Origin of the sequence: Acidithiobacillus sp. HP-2 (assembly GCF_015100155.1) — a bacterium.
In the GTDB taxonomy this organism is placed as follows: domain Bacteria; phylum Pseudomonadota; class Gammaproteobacteria; order Acidithiobacillales; family Acidithiobacillaceae; genus Acidithiobacillus.
In genome coordinates this window covers 1-19,619 of the sequence record NZ_JACKZA010000007.1, presented here as the reverse complement: position 1 = coordinate 19,619, position 19,619 = coordinate 1, and the positions used below count along the sequence as shown (strand labels likewise).

At 53.3% G+C, this 19,619-nt stretch carries 17 protein-coding genes; 11 read left to right on the top strand and 6 right to left on the bottom strand.

The genetic code is table 11. The annotated features are described in order from the left end of the window. Positions 1–61 precede the first annotated feature (61 nt). The 5 genes from mnmE to rpmH all read right to left on the bottom strand — a co-directional run bounded on the left by mnmE (position 62) and on the right by rpmH (position 3,797). Positions 62–1,420, bottom strand: coding sequence for a tRNA uridine-5-carboxymethylaminomethyl(34) synthesis GTPase MnmE (gene mnmE / locus H7F11_RS06765; RefSeq protein WP_193650244.1), 1,359 nt, complete (start codon positions 1,418–1,420; stop codon positions 62–64). A 65-nt stretch (positions 1,421–1,485) separates the two neighbouring features. After that, positions 1,486–3,081, bottom strand: a complete 1,596-nt coding sequence (yidC, locus tag H7F11_RS06760) for a membrane protein insertase YidC (protein ID WP_193650243.1) — start codon at positions 3,079–3,081, stop codon at positions 1,486–1,488. A gap of 14 nt (positions 3,082–3,095) precedes the next feature. After that, a complete protein-coding gene (gene yidD / locus H7F11_RS06755) occupies positions 3,096–3,311 on the bottom strand; it encodes a membrane protein insertion efficiency factor YidD (protein WP_010640496.1) in 216 nt (71 codons plus the stop codon). Beyond that, complete coding sequence (gene rnpA, locus H7F11_RS06750) at positions 3,308–3,658, bottom strand: ribonuclease P protein component (protein ID WP_024894328.1); 351 nt, start codon at positions 3,656–3,658, stop codon at positions 3,308–3,310. The genes yidD and rnpA overlap by 4 nt, the downstream gene beginning before the upstream one ends. A 4-nt stretch (positions 3,659–3,662) precedes the next feature. Beyond that, on the bottom strand, positions 3,663–3,797 hold the full coding sequence (gene rpmH, locus H7F11_RS06745) for a 50S ribosomal protein L34 (protein WP_024894327.1): 135 nt from the start codon (positions 3,795–3,797) through the stop codon (positions 3,663–3,665). A gap of 183 nt (positions 3,798–3,980) precedes the next feature. On the opposite strand from rpmH, the gene H7F11_RS06740 reads away from it, so the two are divergent. Next, positions 3,981–6,248 carry a TonB-dependent receptor gene (locus tag H7F11_RS06740; protein WP_193650242.1) on the top strand — a complete coding sequence of 756 codons (2,268 nt, stop codon included), beginning with the start codon at positions 3,981–3,983 and terminating at the stop codon, positions 6,246–6,248. A gap of 22 nt (positions 6,249–6,270) precedes the next feature. Here the strand turns inward: H7F11_RS06740 and ettA are convergent, their stop codons facing one another. Then, positions 6,271–7,938, bottom strand: coding sequence for an energy-dependent translational throttle protein EttA (ettA, locus tag H7F11_RS06735; RefSeq protein ID WP_193650241.1), 1,668 nt, complete (start codon positions 7,936–7,938; stop codon positions 6,271–6,273). Positions 7,939–8,188: 250 nt separating this feature from the next. Between ettA and H7F11_RS06730 the strand changes: the two genes are divergently transcribed. The 10 genes from H7F11_RS06730 to H7F11_RS06685 form a co-directional block, all read left to right on the top strand. Beyond that, positions 8,189–8,959, top strand: a complete 771-nt coding sequence (locus H7F11_RS06730; protein WP_193650240.1) for a PilZ domain-containing protein — start codon at positions 8,189–8,191, stop codon at positions 8,957–8,959. A 242-nt stretch (positions 8,960–9,201) separates the two neighbouring features. Beyond that, positions 9,202–9,408, top strand: coding sequence for a hypothetical protein (locus tag H7F11_RS06725; protein ID WP_193650239.1), 207 nt, complete (start codon positions 9,202–9,204; stop codon positions 9,406–9,408). Beyond that, positions 9,401–12,073, top strand: a complete 2,673-nt coding sequence (locus H7F11_RS06720) for an EAL domain-containing protein (protein ID WP_193650238.1) — start codon at positions 9,401–9,403, stop codon at positions 12,071–12,073. The genes H7F11_RS06725 and H7F11_RS06720 overlap by 8 nt, the downstream gene beginning before the upstream one ends. A 39-nt stretch (positions 12,074–12,112) precedes the next feature. Continuing rightward, positions 12,113–13,483: a sugar porter family MFS transporter gene (locus tag H7F11_RS06715; RefSeq protein WP_193650237.1), complete on the top strand. Its 1,371-nt coding sequence runs from the start codon at positions 12,113–12,115 to the stop codon at positions 13,481–13,483. A gap of 223 nt (positions 13,484–13,706) precedes the next feature. After that, positions 13,707–15,032, top strand: a complete 1,326-nt coding sequence (locus tag H7F11_RS06710; RefSeq protein WP_193650236.1) for a porin — start codon at positions 13,707–13,709, stop codon at positions 15,030–15,032. Positions 15,033–15,054: 22 nt separating this feature from the next. Further along, positions 15,055–15,573, top strand: a complete 519-nt coding sequence (locus H7F11_RS06705; protein ID WP_193650235.1) for a DsrE family protein — start codon at positions 15,055–15,057, stop codon at positions 15,571–15,573. A 255-nt stretch (positions 15,574–15,828) separates the two neighbouring features. Then, entirely contained in the window at positions 15,829–17,349 is a 1,521-nt protein-coding gene (locus tag H7F11_RS06700) for a hypothetical protein (protein WP_227485328.1), read from the top strand. Further along, complete coding sequence (locus H7F11_RS06695; protein ID WP_193650234.1) at positions 17,339–18,520, top strand: type II secretion protein; 1,182 nt, start codon at positions 17,339–17,341, stop codon at positions 18,518–18,520. The genes H7F11_RS06700 and H7F11_RS06695 overlap by 11 nt, the downstream gene beginning before the upstream one ends. A gap of 115 nt (positions 18,521–18,635) precedes the next feature. Further along, positions 18,636–19,220 carry a Uma2 family endonuclease gene (locus H7F11_RS06690; RefSeq protein ID WP_193650233.1) on the top strand — a complete coding sequence of 195 codons (585 nt, stop codon included), beginning with the start codon at positions 18,636–18,638 and terminating at the stop codon, positions 19,218–19,220. Positions 19,221–19,332: 112 nt separating this feature from the next. Beyond that, a partial coding sequence (locus tag H7F11_RS06685) for a transposase (protein WP_193658088.1) occupies positions 19,333–19,619 on the top strand: 287 nt, incomplete at its 3' end.

Sequence of the window (19,619 nt, the reverse complement as noted above, 5' to 3'; positions counted from 1 at the left end):
GTTGAAAAAATAAAAGGGCTGGAGGGTTATCCAGCCCTTTTTATATTATGAAGATCTGCGTTTATTTACCGATACAGAAGCGCGAAAAAATCTCTCCGAGAATATCTTCCACATCAATTTTTCCGGTAATTTGCGCCAGGGCATTGGCGGCTTCCCGCAAGGTTTGCGCCAGGATCTCCGGGGGGGCGGCGGTTATTTGCAGGTGTAGCGCATCCGTCACTTTTTCTGTCGTGTCGGCCAGTGCCTCCACGTGGCGCTGCCGGGCACTGAAGGCACAGGCGCTGTTTTCCATGCCCATCTGCAGCATGATTTCTGCTTTCAGGGCATCCAAACCATCTCCCGCCAGCGCAGAAATGGCCAGGCAGGCTTCGTGGGCCGGTGCGTTGGGGAGGCGGGTTACCAGATCCTGCTTGTTCCAGATAATCAGTCTGGGTATGGACGGCAGGGATTCGAGAATAGTCTGGTCTTCGGCTTGCCAGCCGGCGTGGGCGTCCGCAACCAGCAATATCAGCTGGGCACTTTGCAAAATCTGCCGCGCCCGGGAAATGCCTTCCGCCTCTACCACATCTTGTGACTCCCGGAGCCCGGCCGTATCAATGAGTTCTACGGGCAGGCCGTCGAGCAGGATTTCCTCGCGCAGCAAGTCACGGGTAGTTCCGGGAACCGGGGTAACAATGGCCGCATCCCGTTGAGCCAGCGCATTCATCAGGCTGGATTTGCCAACATTGGGGCGACCGGCAAGAATGACGCGGCCACCCCTGGCGAGACGTGCACCTTGCCGGGCTTGCTGTTGCAAGTGAAGCAGCTGCTTCTGCAAGGTTTCGAGACCATGATGAACCGCGCTGTCGTGCGCAGTGCCGAGGTCTTCCTCGCTGAAATCCAGCCCGGCCTCCACCAGGGCAAGAAGTTGCAATAATTGCCAATAGATGGCGTCGACAGCCTTGGAAAAAGCGCCTTCGAGACTTGCCGAAGCGGCACGTACCTGTGCTTCGCTGCGCGCATGAATGAGGTCTGCCACGGCTTCCGCCTGGGCCAGATCCAGACGGCCATGGAGAAAAGCGCGTTCGGTAAACTCACCTGCCCGCGCTGCACGGGCGCCATGAGCGACCGATTCCTGCATCAAGGTGGCCAGTGCCAGAGGACTCCCATGTCCCTGTAATTCGACCACGTCTTCACCGGTATAGCTGTGCGGTGCAGGGAAATAAAGGGTAATACCGTGATCTATGCCCTGGCCATCGCGGCCGTAAAAATGCCGGAAACGGGCATGTCGGGCGGACCAGTTCGGGCTTTCCGGGGCCAGTCCGCAGAGGGCCTTGGCAATGCGCAGGGCGGCTGGACCAGAGAGGCGCAAAATGCCGACGCCCCCCTCTCCGGGCGGCGTCGCAATGGCGACGATGGTATCTCCCTGCTGATAGCGCATCTATAAGATCCTCGCCACGATTCAGGAACCGATGAGACAACCCAGCTGCGAAAAGCCTTGCCGCCCTAGTCTTTGGCGGCCATGATGTGTCGGGTGATCAGGTATTGCTGACCAATGGAAACGACGTTGTTGGTCAACCAGTAGAGTACCAGACCTGCCGGGAAAAAAGAGAAAAACACCGCAAAAATGACCGGCAGAGCCGACATGATTTTTTTCTGCATTGGATCGACGGGCGCAGGGTTGAGGCGCTGCTGGAAAAACATGGAAATGCCCATGAGCAGCGGCAGGATGTAATAAGGATCGGGCACCGCCAGATCATGAATCCAGAGGATGAAGGGTGCCTGGCGGAGTGATACGCTTTCTACCAGAACCCAGTAAAGGGCAATGAAAAAAGGCATTTGCAGAAGAATGGGCAAACAGCCCGCCATCGGATTGACCTTTTCCGTACGGTAAAGCTCCATCATGGCCGCGCCCAGTTTCTGCTTATCATCACCACATTCTTTTTTCAGTTTTTCCAGTTTGGGCTGGAGCTTGCGCATGTTGGCCATGGACCGGTAACTGATGGCCGAGGGATAGAAGAAGATCGCCTTGATGACGATGACCAGGAGAATAATGGCCAGACCCCAGTTGCCGACCAGACCATGAAACCATTTGAGTACCAGATGCATGGGTTCGGCAATAATGGCAAACCAGCCATAATCAACCGTCTGCTCCAGACCCCGACCCAGTGCCGCCAGGCGACTTTGCTGTTTGGGACCCAGAAAAATCTGCTGGGTAATGGTGGTACTCTGCCCCGGAGCCAGGGTGGGTAGAGGCGTATTTACCCCCGCCACATAATTACTGCCGGAGGGTCGGGCATAAACCTGCACATGCTGCGCCTGTTCGGCGGGCAGAACGGCTGCCAGAAAATAATGGTCCATCATTCCGGCCCAGCCAGGCCCTGCTTCCGTGTGGGGGTGGTCACGCATGTCGCCAAAACTGACTTCACTGAAGTTTCCGCCATGCATCAGTACGGCGCCCGTAAAAATGGACATGAACATGTGACTTTCGGCGCGATCATTGCGCAGAATCTGATCAAAGTAGCTGCCGTTCCAGGGCTGGGTTCCGCTGTTGGTTACCTGGATGTGCTCTTCAGCAAGATAGCTATCGGGCTGGAAAACCCAGGTTTTGGTGATCGTCAAAGGTCCGGCCTTGCCCTTCAGGACGATCGGGCTGTCCGTATCCGAAGAGGGCTTTTCTTCCGCAAACTGGGGAATGAGTAATTGTCCGTCTCTTCCCAAAAATCCACTTTGTTGGGTCGTCAGTTTGGCGGAGCTTGTGTCCAGAATAGGGTAAGGAGCAGGATTATCGGTGGCTACAGGGTAGGCACGCAGGCCAAGATTCTGGATGTCTCCACCATGCAGGCCGATATGACCGGTAAACACCCTGGTGCTGAAAGGCACGGAGGGGCCGCGCGCCGGAGCCATGGCCTGACTGACGGCTGCAGGTACCGTCGTGGTAATGGGTGAAACCGTCGGGGCGGTGACGGGAGCGACTGCCTTGCTGGCGGTGCTGGTTGCGGGCGTCACGGTTTTCGGCGCATTTTGCTCCTGCCAGGCCTGAAACAGCAGAAAAAAGACCACGGCCAGTGCAATGACAAGAAAAGTTTTCTGATTTTCCATGGAGCCCCAGAGTATTAAGGAACGGGATCAACACCGCCCGCGTGCCAGGGATGGCAGCGGCCGATGCGTTTGATACCCAGCCACGAACCCTTGGCGATGCCATAGCGTTCAATGGCCTGACAGGTATATTCGGAGCAGGTCGGATAAAAGCGGCAATGATGGCCCAGCAAGGGACTGATGGCATATTGATAGGTACGAACCGCCAGCACGGCTGCGCGGCGCGCGCTCATGCTTTCCCCAGCAGTTGCCGGAAATAACCACCCATAACGCGCATACTGAGTTGTCTGGCCCCATTCCGGGCAACCACCATGACATCCTGTCCTGCCGAGCGCGTTTGCTGCAGGCGAAAGGCCTCGCGCAGACGACGTTTGACCCGGTTACGAATGACGGCGTTACCTACCTTGCGGCTCACGGCCAAACCCAGCCGGGGATGAGAAACAGTATTGGGGAGGGTATACATGACCAACTCGGGAAAAACTTTTTTGCGCCCTTGTTTAATGGTGCGCTGAATCAACGCTTTCTGACGGAGGCGATCCTCGCGGGTAAAGCGATGAGGATGCGCCTGCGCCGGATGCATAAACTTACGGACAGAGACGCTGACGGCCCTTGGCGCGCCGACGTTTCAGAACAAGACGCCCGGACTTGGTCGCCATGCGGGCACGAAAGCCGTGAGTCCGCTTGCGGTGGGTAATGCTGGGTTGAAAAGTACGCTTCATTGGAACACTTCCTGCGGGTAAATCCTAAGGGCTGAGAAGATAAGGAGATGCTGTCCGAAAGTCAAGGTGTCTGCAAGCCCTTTATTGGTATGACCAGCGCTTGGTCTGCGTGAAGAAGCAGGTTGAGTCTCGCGAAGAATGATCTATTATTGCAACAAAGTTGCATATAAAGGGAGCGATAGGATGGTCATTCGTTGGGCTGATTTTCATTTTTTATGGTTACTGGGTGGAGTTTTTCCTTTATCTATTGGGTTTTTTAGCGAAACGGCAGAAGCAGAAGATCTGGGTACGGTCCGTCGCGAAGAGGCGGCGGTCCTGCCCGTCCAGATCGGGCAATCGTCGACAAGAAGTGCTACGGTTTTTCGCCTGGATCAAAAACAGGTCGCGGCGCTGGCGGGTCCGGGAGGCGCCAACAGCGAAGCAGCACTGGGTTTTTTGCCGGGAGTTAGCTATAACGCCGCAGACGCCCTTAATCTTGCCAATGTGCAAAGTGCCAGTAAGGGCTTGCGGGTACGCGGTGAGACTGCCCAGCATGGTGCCGGTGATCTGCTGGACGGGTTACCACTGGTGGCTGGATTTTCCGGGCCGGGTCAGTGGTTGGTGGACCAGGAGGACATACAGTCCCTGCAGTTATTTATGGGTGCGGTGCCGCCCTCCCTGCCGAGCCCTGGTAGTCTGGCCGGGGTGGTAGATAGTCGTATTTTATGGCCACAAGCACAGACTGCGTGGTTGTTCAGTCAGAGTGTTGGTAGTAAAGGCTTTTCCCGGAGTTTCCTGCGTTGGGATAGTGGCGCCCTGCCTGGCGGGTCGACGCTCTTTCTTTCAGGATCGTTCACCCGGGCAGGCCAATGGCGGGGCTGGGGTGCGGCTCCCGAAGGAAGAAGCAACGCCGCTATCGGATGGCAACAGCCATACGCCTCGGGTCTTCTGCGCCTGTTTTATGTACATGCCGATTATCGCAGCAGCAATTACCGACCACTGAATTACCGTGAAACGCTTGATTTAAAGCGCTACGGGCGGCTCGCCTATGCCCGCAATCCCGCCAGTAATCCATTTTCTCCGGAGGCTTCCCTATACCAGGGCTATAATCATCAGCGCTTCACTGACAATGCGTTATTGCTGGAGTGGCGTCAGCATTTGGGGATTTACGGAAGTTTGCATTTATCTCCTTACGCGATGCAGGAAAGCGGAGCATATTGGCGTGGCATCGTACAAAATGGTCAGGGGCTGGTACAGCGGGCGGATCTCAATGCCTGGCGCTGGGGCTTGCGTCTTGATTGGGAAAAGCATTCCGGAGTCTGGGACTGGCGGGCCGGGTATTGGCATGACGAAAAAATCCCGCCCCATCCGCTCACCAACAGTGCCTTATATCAGCCCACTGCAAATGGAGGGCTGCAGTTTCTGCGCTGGTCCTTGCTGAGTGCACCGGGCAGTCCGGAACGTTACGATAGTTTTTATCTGCAACAAAGCTGGCACTGGGGCCGGCTGACCATGGATTGGGGTGGCAGATATGTCTGGGATACCCTTCCGGGATTGCAGGCCTTTGATCCCAGTAAACTGACGACGGATGTACTGGATGAGGCGCTGGCTCAGTCTGCGCTGATCGCTCGTCAGTCAGTGAGAGGCCGGACATTGACAGCCTTTCTGCCTTACCTGGGATTGCGTTTTTTACTGCGCGAGCACTGGCTGTTGCGTGCCAGTGCAGGGAGTAACGTAGCCTCCCCGGGATTTGATTTGTGGCCGGCTTATCAGCAGAACGCCGCAGCCTTTAATCGTGCAGGTCTGCAAATCCAGAATCTTTGGAATGCCCAGCGCCTGATTCGCAGCAATCAGGGAGATATGGCCTTGCGTTGGGCTTCCGATGCGGGATATATGGAAGCTTTGGGGTATTACGGTACTTTTCAGAACAAATCCATCTCGGTATATGATGCGCTCTCCGGTCTTACCTATCCGCAAAATGTCGGAAATGGGCGCAGCTATGGGGCGAGTCTCAGTAGTCAATGGCGATTTGCCAGAAACTGGTCACTCACCGGCAACGGAAGTTATACACGCAGCGTTTTTTCGCAAAATGTGCAGGGGGTCGGCGGTACATTACTTCCAGTAGCCGGTTTGCAGACGCCAGATACGCCCAGGTGGTCCGCAAATGCCTTTTTGCAGTACGACAGCCCACAATGGCGCGTCTCCATGCAGGAAAGGTATCTTGGTCCACGTTGGGCAGACAGTTTGCACAGGGAACCTGTTCCTGGCTATTTCCTGACGGATCTCAACCTGGGTCACACCTGGAATGGTCCACACCAGTCACTGGATGTCGACTTGTGGGTCTATAACCTTTTGCAAAATCAGGGAATTGGTTTGATCAATACCGGTGGCATTACCGTGGACAGCGGCGCCAATTTCTACCCTCTACCAGCGCGAACCATTGGGTTGACTTTACGTTGGCATTACCGCTGAACCTGCTTGCAGATTCGTCGCCTCAGCGAACAATCGGCTTGAAGCGCAAGCGATGGGGCCTGGCTCCCTCTTCGCCGAGTCGACGTTTTTTGTCGGCTTCGTATTCATGGTAGTTGCCGGCAAAAAATTCGACATGACCATCGCCTTCAAAGGCGATGATATGGGTGGCGATGCGATCCAGAAACCAGCGATCGTGGGAAATGACCAGGATGCTACCGGCAAATTCCAGCAGGGCATCTTCCAGGGCCCGCAAGGTTTCCACATCCAGATCATTAGACGGTTCGTCCAGCAGCAGCACGTTACCACCGGCAATCAGCGTTTTCGCAAGATGCAGGCGACCGCGCTCCCCACCCGACAACTGGCCCACCAGTTTCTGCTGGTCGTTCCCCTTGAAATTGAAGCGACCACAATAGGCGCGGGACTGGATCTCGAATTTACCAACGGTGAGAATATCCAGGCCTCCCGAAATTTCTTCCCAGACATTGTTTTTGGCCGCCAGGGCATCGCGGGACTGATCCACGTAAGCCAGTTTGACGGTAGCGCCGATACTTACTTCGCCGCTGTCGGCCTGTTCCTGTCCAATGATCATCCGGAAAAAAGTGGACTTACCGGCGCCATTGGGACCAATCACGCCGACGATGGCACCCGGAGGAATCTTGAAGCTGAGATTCTCAAACAGAAGCTTGTCGCCGAAGCCTTTGCTGACATCCTTGAATTCAATGACTTCATTACCCAGTCGTTCGGCAACGGGAATGAAAATTTCCGAAGTTTCATTGCGCGTCTGGTACTCGTAGGAGCTGAGTTCTTCAAAGCGGGCCAGGCGCGCCTTGCTTTTGCTTTGCCGGCCCTTGGCATTCTGACGCACCCATTCCAGTTCCTGTTGCATGGCTTTGAGGCGCGAAGCTTCACTGCGTGCTTCCTGTTCCAGACGTTTTTCTTTCTGCTCCAGCCATGCCGAGTAATTGCCTTTATAGGGAAAGCCACGACCGCGATCCAGCTCCAGAATCCATTCGGCAGCGTTGTCCAGGAAATAGCGGTCATGGGTGACCGCCACCACGGTCCCGCTGAAGCGCTGCAGATACTGTTCCAGCCAATCTACCGACTCGGCATCCAGATGGTTGGTGGGCTCGTCGAGAAGCAGCATGTCGGGACGACTGATCAGCAGGCGGCAGAGGGCAATACGACGCTTTTCGCCACCGGAAAGAGGGCCCACCAGCGCATCCCAGGGAGCCAGGCGCAAAGCATCAGCGGCCACTTCCATCTGCAGTTCTGCCTGATGCCCGTCACTGGCGGCGACAATGGCTTCCAGTCGTCCCTGCTCGGTGGCCAGGGCATCAAAATCAGCGTCCGGTTCGGCATAAGCGGCATAAACGGCTTCCAGTTGTTGTTGCGCGTCGATGATTTCGCCGAGTCCTTCCTCCACCACCTGACGCACGGTCTTGTTGGGATCGACATCGGGCTCCTGAGGCAGATAACCAATTTTCAGGTCCGGCATGGGCAGGGCTTCGCCCTCAAACTCCCGATCCACACCGGCCATGATTTTCATCAAGGTGGATTTCCCCGAGCCATTCAGCCCCAAGACCCCGATTTTCGCGCCAGGGAAAAAAGACAGAGAGATGTCTTTGAGCAGCGCACGCTTGGGCGGTACGGTTTTACTCAGGTGATTCATGGTAAATACATATTGGGCCATGGCGGGTTCCATCCGGGAGCGTGGTGGGTTGATTGCGGGGCAGTGTAGCGCAGACCGGAGGACTTGTGGACACCCTCCCGACAGGTTGCGTTAGCCAGCGGTGTTTGTTCCTTTGTGACATTAGGTGTAACATTTTTGGTAATAAAGTTTCTAAAATATTCACGTGTAAGTTTTCATTGAATTTTTCTGGATTACTCCTTTGTCTGCTCGCCCGGATTATGGGGCCTATCCACTTGTTTTTGGAGGGTATATGGGACTGACTTCTGACGATACAGAGTTGGGTATGATGCTACCGTTGAGAAGCGGGCTCAGTATTGCAGAATATCAGCAAATTCTGGTTGAGGAGTTTGGTGAAGCTGTCTTTGAAAATATCCCGGCGATGCTATGTTCAGAGAGGTCTGCGGAGGGGCTGGGAGATGCCGTAATTTTTTCGGCAGACAGCAATGATTCTGGCGCACACTTTTATTTTGATGGCTGTGAATCGGAGAATCTGCTTTTCCGCTTGAAGGGTGTTCTTGCGCAGGAAGACTATAAGAAAGCCCTGATTTTTCTTGAATTGGGTGACTTTATTTATATGTTTTTTTCGGATCTGAAATACATGTTTGAAGGGCGTTATTATTTTGATGTGCCGCGTATGATCTACCGCAGAGCCTCGCGTAGAGCCAAACGTGTCAAGTTGGATGGTGCTATTACCATACGCAAGGCGGGTGGTGCTGAACTGGTAGGGCGGCTACACGATTTCAGTCCCAGCGGTGCCAGCTTTTTTGCGCCCAAAGGATTGTTTCGGCCTGGTGAAAATGTGCTTGCTGAATTTACCATTGCTGACTGTGGAACCTGTGAAACGGTGGTTACTGTTGTTCGTATTCAAGAAGAAGGGGCTCCAGCGGGTCAGTGCCTGGTCGGAATCCGGATGTCTCTCACCCGCGATCAAAAAAAACGTGCCGAACACTTATATTTATGTAAAAAAGCCGAGGAAATTCAGAAGCGCCCGGAATACTCGAGAAATACGCGCATTTTTTAATAAAAAATTTTGATTGCTTAATTTTTCATGAAATTCGTTGAATAACAGATTAAGAAAATAATGATATTATTATAATGTGCTGTTACTTTGCGTTACATTTATGATATATAAGAAAAACCTTCGTTTCTCTGTTTGCTCTTCCCTCCCAGAACTTGTATCATTTTCATTACAAGTCCAGGCTGGTTGTCTGGAAAAAATATAATGGCTATCAGAATAAACGTAGTGAGGTTGGAGTAAAAGTTATGTCTACTACAAAACCTGATAATGATCAGGTAGGGCAAAAAGCGGCGCTTATAAAGCAAGTGGCACTCTCAGAGTGGGCATGGGTAATGCTCAAGGAGCTGAGTGTTTTCTATGGGGTAAGCCCGACGGAAACGCTGGAAAGCCTGGTGCTGGATGCGGTTCTGTCCAAACAGGGAGGTTGTACGGCTTTTTGCAGCGATGAATAGCTCCTTTAAAAGTTCAGATAATCTGGTCAGTTTTTTGGGATTGGATCGTGAAGATTTCATTTTATTAGACCAGTATTGGGGTTTATTTGCCCAAAGTGCAGAACAGCTGGCCCGGGATTTTTATAACTATCTGTTTTCACATCCGGCTACCGCCGCAGCTTTCAGAAACTTTTCAGAAGCACAGATTGAAGCCCTGGTTCAGCGTCAGGCGGAGCATGGATATGATCTTCTGAACAACCAACTGAACCCTTCCTGGCAGACTGCCATGCAGCAACTGGGTGCCAAGCATCACCATTTAGGCATTGATCCTGCCTGGCTGGCCGGTGGCTACACCATCTACTGGCGGCATTGGCAGCCGATTTTGGAAAAGCATGTCCCAACCGAACACCATTCGCGTCTGGGACAAATCCTCATCAGCCTGCTGATGGGTGACTTGATGAGTCAGTTAAGCGGCTACGCCCAGGCAGCGCGGGAAACGGATGGTGAGCGAAGCGCCGTTTTTGATGTGTTGCTGGATACCCTGGCAAGCACCCGTATTGAAAAAGATACCGATAACACCAGTCTTTTACAGGTGTTATGTGAGCGCTTGCCGCGTAAAAGTCGTTATATCACCCTGGCTGGCTATTTTCTGTGCTCCAGTAGAGTCAATGATCTATTAACTCTGGAAGCTTCGGCCGGTTTGCGCTTGTCCATGCCCTATCTACCTTATTCTGCAGAAGATCCCTGTTGGCAGGCCTTACAACAAAACCAGGTCCTGGTTTACTCAAGTGATGATCCTGCAGCACCGGAATGGATCCGGAAATTGCGACCCCGCGTTCAGGAAATGGTGTTTCTGCCTTTTTCGTCGGGTGACTTGCAAGGTTTAGGTTTTATTGGCGCTCGGGCAAAAGGATATTTTAAAAGAATCGGGTCAGATTATTTTGAGGCGTTTGCCCATCTCGGCGAGATCGTTTTGCAATTACGTAATCGCATGCTCCGGGATCCCTTGACTCAGGTTCCCAACCGTCTTTTATTTATGGATCGCCTGGAAATCGCCCGCCGGCAGGCCAGTCGAGACGAGACTTTACTCGGGGTAGTGCTGCTGGATCTGGATGCTTTCAAGCCGGTCAATGACCGTTTTGGACATGGCGCCGGTGATCGTTTGCTGCTTTCTGTCACCCAGCGGATTCGTCAATGCTTGCGTTCTGGCGACACCTTGGGAAGATTGGGAGGGGACGAATTCGGTCTGCTTTTTCCGTCGCTGGGTTCCATAGACGACCTGGACTTCATTTGTGGACGGATTTTGGAAGCCGTGCGTACGCCTGTGGAAATCGATGGTGAGTGGATTCATGTGAGTGCCAGTCTGGGCGTGACGTTATATCCTCTGGATGAAGTATCCGTAGAAACCCTTCTGGCGCATGCGGATATGGCATTATATGCGGCAAAAAAACAGGGAGGGGATCAGCTCAGTCTGTACAGTCTGACTCTGGATGAGGCCGCACAAAATGCGGCCAATATGCGACTGCTGCTCGAAAGGGGACTTAAAAATCATCAGTTGGTGTTGCATTACCAGCCAATCGTCAACAGTTTTGGTGGCGTATCGGGGGTTGAGTCTTTGCTTCGGATTCTTGATCCTGAACGGGGTTTGCTGGGTCCCGCAGCTTTCTGGGCCGGTCTGGATCATCATCGTTATGCCCGGGACGTGGGTATTTTTGTGATGGATGCCGCTTTTCGGCAAGGTCAAATCTGGCAGCAACAAGGACTTGCCTTGCGTGTTTCCGTTAATATCAGTGCCCATCATTTACTGGATGCACGTTTCCTGGACGATCTGGAAAAAGCTCTACGAAAATATCCCGGTTTACCTGCTGAGCAGATCGAAATCGAAATTACCGAATCAGCACCACTTAAGGATCTCATTCATGCCCAGGAGCGACTGGCGGCCTGCAATGATTTGGGTGTGCGCGTGGCGCTGGATGACTTTGGAACGGGGAACGCTTCTTTGACCTATCTTCAGCAGCTCCCCGCCCAGTCCGTCAAGCTGGATCAAAGCTTTGTCCGCGACATGATCAACGACCCCAAGGATCTGGCTATTGTGGCAGCTGTGATTACTGCCAGTCGTATGTTGGGTCTGGATGTGATTGCGGAAGGGGTGGAAACAGAAGCCCATGCCAAATTACTGGCGAAAATGGGTTGTGGTCACTTGCAGGGATATCTGTTTGCCAAGCCCATGCCCGGAGAAGATATTCCCCTTTGGCTGCGGCAGTTCAAAAGTCTGAATTTGAGTATGCTCAGCCATTCTTCCATTGATATTTTGCCGACTTTGCTGGAAGGTCATGGACAACGGACCGAGAATTTTCTGCTGGCCATGCGCGAACAAAAATCCATTCCGCAACATGTATTGGAACAGGATGCCGAAGAAAAATGCCATCTTGGACGCTGGCTGAAGGGGGACGGATCCTTGCGTTTTGGCGATCAGTCCGAGTTTTTACAGATTTTGCAGCGCCATGAAAAAATACATCATCTGGCACGCCAGTCAAAACTGGCGCTGGATAACGGAGATATGGTCAATGCTCTCTATCTGGGCTCAGTTCTTGAGTGTGAAAACAATAAGATGATTAAGGAGCTGCGTAGTTTGGTCTATGTCGAAGAGAGGGAGATGAAGGGTGGCCATTGTACCCAGCATTAAGCGCCAGAAACGCGCGATTCAGGAAGTATTGGGGGTAGCATGCTGCAGCCCGAACGGTCAGTAAAACATCGGGATTGGCGATTTGTGCTGATTGCTGTGATAGCTGGTCTGGGTGGCCTCCTGTTTGGTTATGGAACCGGGGTGGTTGCGGGGGTTTTGCTCTTTCTGGCGCATGACTTCCAGCTCAATGGCAGCATGCAGGGATTGTTCGTGGCGGTGGCCTTGGCTGGTGCCGCGTTGGGCGCCGCTATTTCCGGGTTGCTGGCAGACCGATGGGGACGGCGCCGGATTTTGCTGGCAACTGCCGCACTGTTTGTTTTCGGAAGTCTTTTGGCAGCGTCTGCCAACAGTGTGGCACTCCTTTTTCTGGGGCGCGCCTTTCTGGGACTGGCTATTGGGGTGGCTTCAACGGTGACCCCGCTTTACCTGGCTGAAATTACCACGCCAGAGCGGCGCGGGGCCATTGTCACCATTAATCAGCTTTACATCAGCATCGGGATTTTCATTTCCTATGGGGTAGATCTCCTGTTTAGCGACCTTGGCAGTGGCTGGCGCTGGATGCTGGGGTTGGGAGCCTTGCCCGCGCTTATTCTTTTTGTGGGAATGTGGATGTTGCCGGAGAGTCCGCGCTGGCTCATCAGGCAAGGGCTCATCGATCGGGCCAAATCCGCTTTGCAGTATTTGCGCAGTACGGCGCTGGTGGCAGAAGAGCTGGAATCCTTACAGCTGGGCAATGCGAACACCGAGCCTATGGCGTTGCGTAGCCTGTTCAATAACCGGAAACTGCGTCGCCTGATGGTCATCGCTGTGGGCCTGGCCGTTTTTCAGCAGATCACCGGCATCAATATCGTTTTGTACTATGCGCCGAAGATTTTGCAGGAGACTGGATTGTCTTCTCCTTTCATGGCCATTCTGGCGACGGGCGGCATTGGCTTGGTGAATGTCCTGGCGACCATCATTTCCATGCGCTTTTTGGATAGTCTGGGACGTCGCAAATTGTTGTTATGGGGATTGTGGGGCATGCTGTTCAGCTTGCTGGGCCTCTCGCTGGAGTTTTTAACGAATTTGCAGGGAGCGTTGGGGGCTGCGCTCATCGTTGTGACCTCGGCGGTATTTGTCGCTTTTTTCGCGATGAGTTTAGGGCCGATATTCTGGTTGTTGATTTCTGAAATTTTCCCGCTGGCTATTCGTGGTCGCGCCATGAGTCTGGCCACGGTGATCAACTGGCTGGCTAACATGCTGGTGGCTGGAGTTTTTCTGGATCTCGTTGGCGCCATTGGCCGTGGTGCAACTTTTCTGATTTACGCCCTCATGACTTTTTTGGCCATACTGTTCACCCTGAAGCTGGTGCCAGAAACCAAAGGCCTGAGTCTCGAAGAAATAGAGCGACAATTTATTAGTATTCCTTAATAGAGGAATATGGATTATTTGTTGTGTTCTTTTAAGCACAAGTCCTTGTGCTATTTTGTCCGCATTGGCGAATCCTCTTCCACAATAAGCATGGGTTTCATTGTGGCACGAACATTGCTAACCTTTTTGTCCGTAAGGCGAAGGTCAACGGCATTCCCACGTTGTTGGTCGTCGTTTATTTCAAAATATAAATATTCAGCCAAAACATCGCGAGGTGATAAACATGTATCACGGCCATAAAATTTCCAGAAATACACTTATTGTCGCAGCAGCCATGCTTGGGTTATCCCCGCTAGCCCATGCCGCCAACTGGTTCGAGTTGCAGGGAACTTCTCCTGCCAAAGCCCCGTTATTTGGTGTTTCGGGATTTATTGAGCCGAGTTTATATGCACAATCCGGCCAGGAAGACAGCCTTGAAAAAAATCAGATTCCGCATATTGATCTCATAGCTCCAGGATTTTCCCAAAGCACTACCGCTAATATTCTGCGGGCGCGAATCATGTTTCGCGGAAACCTGAACAAGCATATTTCCTATTTTTTTGGTGGGGAGTTTGGTGATAATGGTTTCACGCGTGTGCGTGGCGGTTATCAACCTGGCCTCATTGATGGGCATTTTACCTTCAGTTATATTCCAGGGGCCAGAATTGAAGCAGGTCTTATTCGTGCACCAAGCGCCGAAGGAGCCATGCAAGGATTTATGAGTTATAACTTTGTGTTGTCATCGACAATGATTGGGCAATTGATGCAGCAACCAATGTATAACTCCAGCAATCCTTACAAAATCAATCCTGACCTGAACGCCTATTTGATTAATGGTCAACAGACTCTGGGTGTTAATGCCTTCCGCTATCCAGGCATCATGGCTTTTGACTGGTTCCGTAACGGTCATTGGGAATTTACCTATGGCGCCATGATCGGAATGTTTGGAACCGTGGCTGCCGGTAACCAATCGAGCAGTCCCCTTTATGCTGCGCGTCTGCAGGAAGCTTATATATTCGGGGGGAAAGGACCCTTCCGTAGCGATGTGCAGGCGGGTATCTGGTATCAGCATGCCAGTCCTGAATTGAATGACGCCAGTTACAGTATGAATCGCTACGGCGTGGATGTGCAGTATTTGCAAGGCTATATGCACCAATGGGGCCGGCAATTCCGCTTCCAGTATATGCGTGGTACCGGCTGGATATCGGCAGCTTCGGCATTCAGCAGCGCCCCTGGTCTGGCTGCGCCACTGACCAACACCCAACTTTATCCCGGCAGCCAGAACACGGCCAATGGTTACATGCTGGAAGGCGGCTTGTTTTTGACCAGGCATATTGAAGCGAATTTACGTTATGACTATTACGACCGCTTGCCGAATGATCCGGCACAGCAACGCATATTCAAAACCTGGGCCATTGGTCTGCAGTATCACTTCACGCCACTGACCAAAATCATGGCCGGTTACTACTTCCGGACGCTGGGTGTACCGCATCAGCCTAATCCTGTTGCGAATAGTATTTCCGATGCCGTGGATAATGAATTTGCCATGCAGGCGATGATTGCCTTTTGATGAAGATAACGAGGAGATGGTGATGTTATTGAAGAGCTTTTTGAAGGTGGCCGTATTGGCCAGCGTTTTGCCGGTGATGGGCATGTTGGGCATGGCCACTGCTTCGGCCAATGTCGATTCAGCCAATGTTTCGATGCTCCATGATTTTCATTTTAATCACCCTGCTTTTATACATGACTTGCCTTTTGCCGAGCATCATGTGGTGATCCAGGTCAGTCAGGATAATCCGGCCCGCTGGAATCTTACTTTGAATAATGCGCAAAACCTGCTCAATTATTTTGGTCAGGAAAAGGTTCAGATTGTTGTCGTGGCATTTGGGCCGGGCATCAAAATGTATCTTCCCAACAGCCCGGTGGCGAGTCGCATTGCCGCGATTAATGCTGAGGGGGTGGAGTTCGATGTGTGCCATAACAGCATGGAAGAGTTCAAGAAGAAAACTGGCCATCTTCCCAAGCTGGATCACTCTGTGGTTATTGTGCCGGCAGGAATCGTCCGCATCATGCAGCTGGAGCATGCCGGCTTCAGCTATATCAAGCCCTGATAACATTCTGCGATCGTTCTTCCGTCCTTAGGGTGCATAAGACAGCTTGCTGTCCATGCATCCTTTTTTAATGGATCAATTCATAATCTATCTATCCAGAAATTTTATTGCCCGCGACTACGGCTGGTCACTGCTGCCGCGATTTGTTTATAATAGGCGGTTTGCATCTGCATATCTGCGCAGGAATGTGTCTGCGCAGTGCAGTGAGCACTGAGCTGCTGATGGTTGTTCATTTGGGGTATTACGATAGACGCATTGCCTAAAGAGAAACTGATTGATGACTTGAAGGACCGCTATGGTTGTCCTGTAGCCGAATACGACGAGGGGCTGGTTGCATCGCAGGCAATTCTCCGCCGACTCGACGTGGACACGCTCAGAAACGAGTTATGGTTGCCTGTGGCCTGGACGGCGGAAAGCGCCGAAGTCATAGCCTGTACGCCGGATGATCCCGCTTTGCTGGCGCATATCCGGCAAACCCTTGGTGTCGAAAACCTTACTCTCAGGGTGGCTACGCGCCCCGACCTCATTCGTCTGATTGAAAACAGCGCCGATCTGAATGACGATTTTCCCGTTTATGGCGGGCGTACACCCCTGGCTAAAGTCCGTACCTATCTGGCCGGAGAACGCACCCGCTACTCCGCGCAACGGACCCGTTTTGCGCGCAGCCGCACCGGGCTTGCCCTGGCACGTACGGGAGTCGCGTTGACCAGTATTGGTGTCGCTTTTTTGCGCTTATTTGGTGGTGGGGCCTGGTTGTTTTTTGAAATCCCACTCCTGGTTTTCGGGATTCTGGCCATGATTGACGGCCTGCTCTGGTATCTGCCGGCGCGTCGGGAATCGCGCGCCATCAAAACCTATCTCCCCTACGCGGTTCCCGAAAACTATTCAGCCCTGAATGTGATCGATCCGGGCGGGCAGATGGCATTTCGACGCAGTCCGGTGGTTGCAGGTGCTGCCGGGTTGCGCGCGGCCTGGGATGCGCTTTCTCCAGTCGAAAGGCGGCGTTTCCTGGCGAATGACCGGACGAATCTCGCTGAGGAACGCACCATTCTGGCTTATCTGCGGACGATGATGGCCAAGGCGCGGACGGGACTCGCCTTTGCCCGGACGGGTGTGGCTTTTGCAGCCATCGGCATTGGCTTCATCCGCAAATTCCCTGCCGGTCCCTGGTCGATTTTTGACTGGAGTCTGATTGCGATTGGTCTTTTCATGCTGGTGGAGGGTTTTCTCTGGTACCATCCCGGGCGGAATGCCGCCAATCGTGCGCTGGAAGCGGTAAGTAATGCCCACGGTAAACGCGGGCCTTGGGACCGCATTTTTCCCTCCTTATGCCTTTATACCCACAAAATGGATCCGGTAGTGGAGGCCAATGCCGGGCAGTCGCGCCCAGGAGTATTTGCAACTACCGGCCTGGCTCTGGAGCGCACCACCCTTGCGGACAAACGCAACGTCATGTCGCGGCTGCGGACGGTCATGGCCCGGGCGCGCACCGGCATGGCTTTCATCCGCACCGGCTTCAGCATCATGACGGTGGGCGCCGGGCTCTACATTTATTTCGAATTTACGGGCCATGTAGACATCCTCTGGACAGTTTTTGATGCCGTGTTGGTGATCATTGGTCTGTACCTCATTGTCGATGGCCTGCGCTGGTATCTGCCGGCAGAACGGGTCAAGCGCAGTTCACCACTTATCGACGGTAGTTTTGAAATCGCCGATGCCGATTACAGTCAACCGAAAAGCGCCTGGAAGCGCAGCCATTATCCACATGAACACTGAAATATCGCCCTATTATCCCCTGGTTGAGCAGGGCATTCTGAGTGAAACCCTGCTCCAGTCAGCACTACGTAGTGCCGCCAAGCGTGGTATCGACGCCGAACGCATCTTATTGAAGGAATTGGCAATGACGCGCTGCGCCTTGCTGGACGCGCTAGCCCGGCATTATGACTGCGCTTTCACGCAATATGATGAACGCCTGCCCGTACCACAGCTGTTTTCCGGCCTGGATGCCAAGGTTTTGCGCGCCGGAGAGTGGTTTCCGATCCGGCAGATGGGGGACACGGTCATTATCGCTGCGGCTGACCCGAACAACCCGAGTATGCGTGCCCGGGTTCAGGACCTGGTCCCGGCCCATCATTACGAATTTCGTGTCGCGCTCAAAGAAGACATACGCTGGTACATACAGGACTACAAGCATGCTGAGGCGCCCTTGCTCATTGGCATTGAGCGCACGGGCCTGGCCTATTGGCGCAACACCATGGCGCACTGGCGCACCAAGCTGGCTGCGCATCGCACGGCCCATGCCCGCGCTCGGACGGCCATGAAGTTGCTGCGCTGGGGGCTTGCCATGGTGGCGCTCGCCAACGTGCTGACCAAAGTCACCCACAACGACCTCTCATCCTATCATCTGTTGATTTTGTTGGTCGGGATTGTCCTGGCACTGATTGGCTTGTTTGATTACCTGAAAGTGCGTGGCAGCCGCATGGATTTACCCTGCCAAAGTGCTTTGATTGATATCACCACCGAGAACGTGCGCTTTACCGATCGCTATCACCTGCCCGAAGCGCCGGTTGAGGCAGAAGATGCCAGTGCCCTGGCCAGACTGGCTGCAGCCATTCCCCGTTACTGTTCGATTTTGCGCCCGGTACCGGCCAGCAAGGAGCGCACCCATCTGGCCCGCGAGCGTAATATGCTCGCGGCTCAGCGCACCATTGCCGCCAGTCACCGTGCCTCCTACGCGCGTGCCCGAACCGGGTTATCGCTGATCCGCACCGGTGTGGCATTTATCGGTCTGGGCCTGGCCCTGCACAAAATACTGGGTGCAACACCCTACAGCTTTACCGATTATATTCTGATTGCTGCAGGCTGCCTGATGCTGCTGGATGGTTTGTTCTGGTATCTGCCTGCGCGCCGCCTCAAATATGGCTTGGGGCGCGACATCAAGCCCTAAGGGGAAGAATGATCCCAGCGCTACCCGCTATTTCTGGCCATCTTGCGGCGATGACACAGAAGCTTCCAAGTCTTATGATGGGGGCTGTTGATACGCTGAGGCAGGAGGAAAGGTTATGCAGATAGCCATGTTACGGCCGGTGTCTGGCAAAGAGTATCTGGAAGGTGAGGAGCGCGCCGATATACGCCACGAGTATGTGGCCGGGCAGGTTTATGCCATGGCCGGGGCCAAGCTGCGGCATAACCAGATTGTCGGCAATCTGTATGGACTGCTCTGGCAAAAAGCCCGTGGTAGTCACTGCCAGGTTCTGAACAGCGATATGAAAGTGCGGGTGGAAGCTGTAGATGCCTTTTATTACCCCGATGTGGTGTTGCGCTGTGGCGAGCGTTTGTCCGGAGATACCCTCTATCTGGAAGATCCTTGCCTTATCGTCGAAGTATTGTCGGCGAGCACGGCGAATGTGGACCGTCGTGAAAAGCTACAAGCTTATCAGACGCTTCCTAGCCTGCAGGAATATGTTTTGGTGGATAGCGAAAAAATCGTTGTCGAGGCATTCCGCCGGCATCCTGAAGGTTGGTGGTACGAGTTGTTGAATGACCCGGAAAGCGATCGTTTGCGCTGCCAATGTGTCGACCTGGCACTTTCAGTAGAGGACATCTATGCGGGCGTCGATCTGCCTTCAGCCCCGCCCACGGATTGAATGCCGCCCTGATGCTACAATGGGCCGTGTGCTTGACTAGCAGCTTGTCGGACTTTCCCTTTGCGTCGAATTATCATATAATTACTTATAATTCAATGTGATGAGTGATTTCATGGCCCACTTCCTCGATACTAACCGCAAGACCGATTATCTTCTGCCCCCCTCCATGGACGACTGGCTCCCGGAAGGGCACCTGGCGCGATTTATTGTAGAAGTCATTGATCAGCTCGATCTCTCGCTACTGGTCCAACAATATGCAGGTCGTGGCCATAAGGCCTATCACCCGGCCACCCTCCTGGCGATTCTGGTCTACGGCTATGCCAACGGGGTCTTTTCCAGCCGTAAACTGGAACAAGCCACCTATGATTCCTGTCTCTTATACACATCTCCGAGCCCACC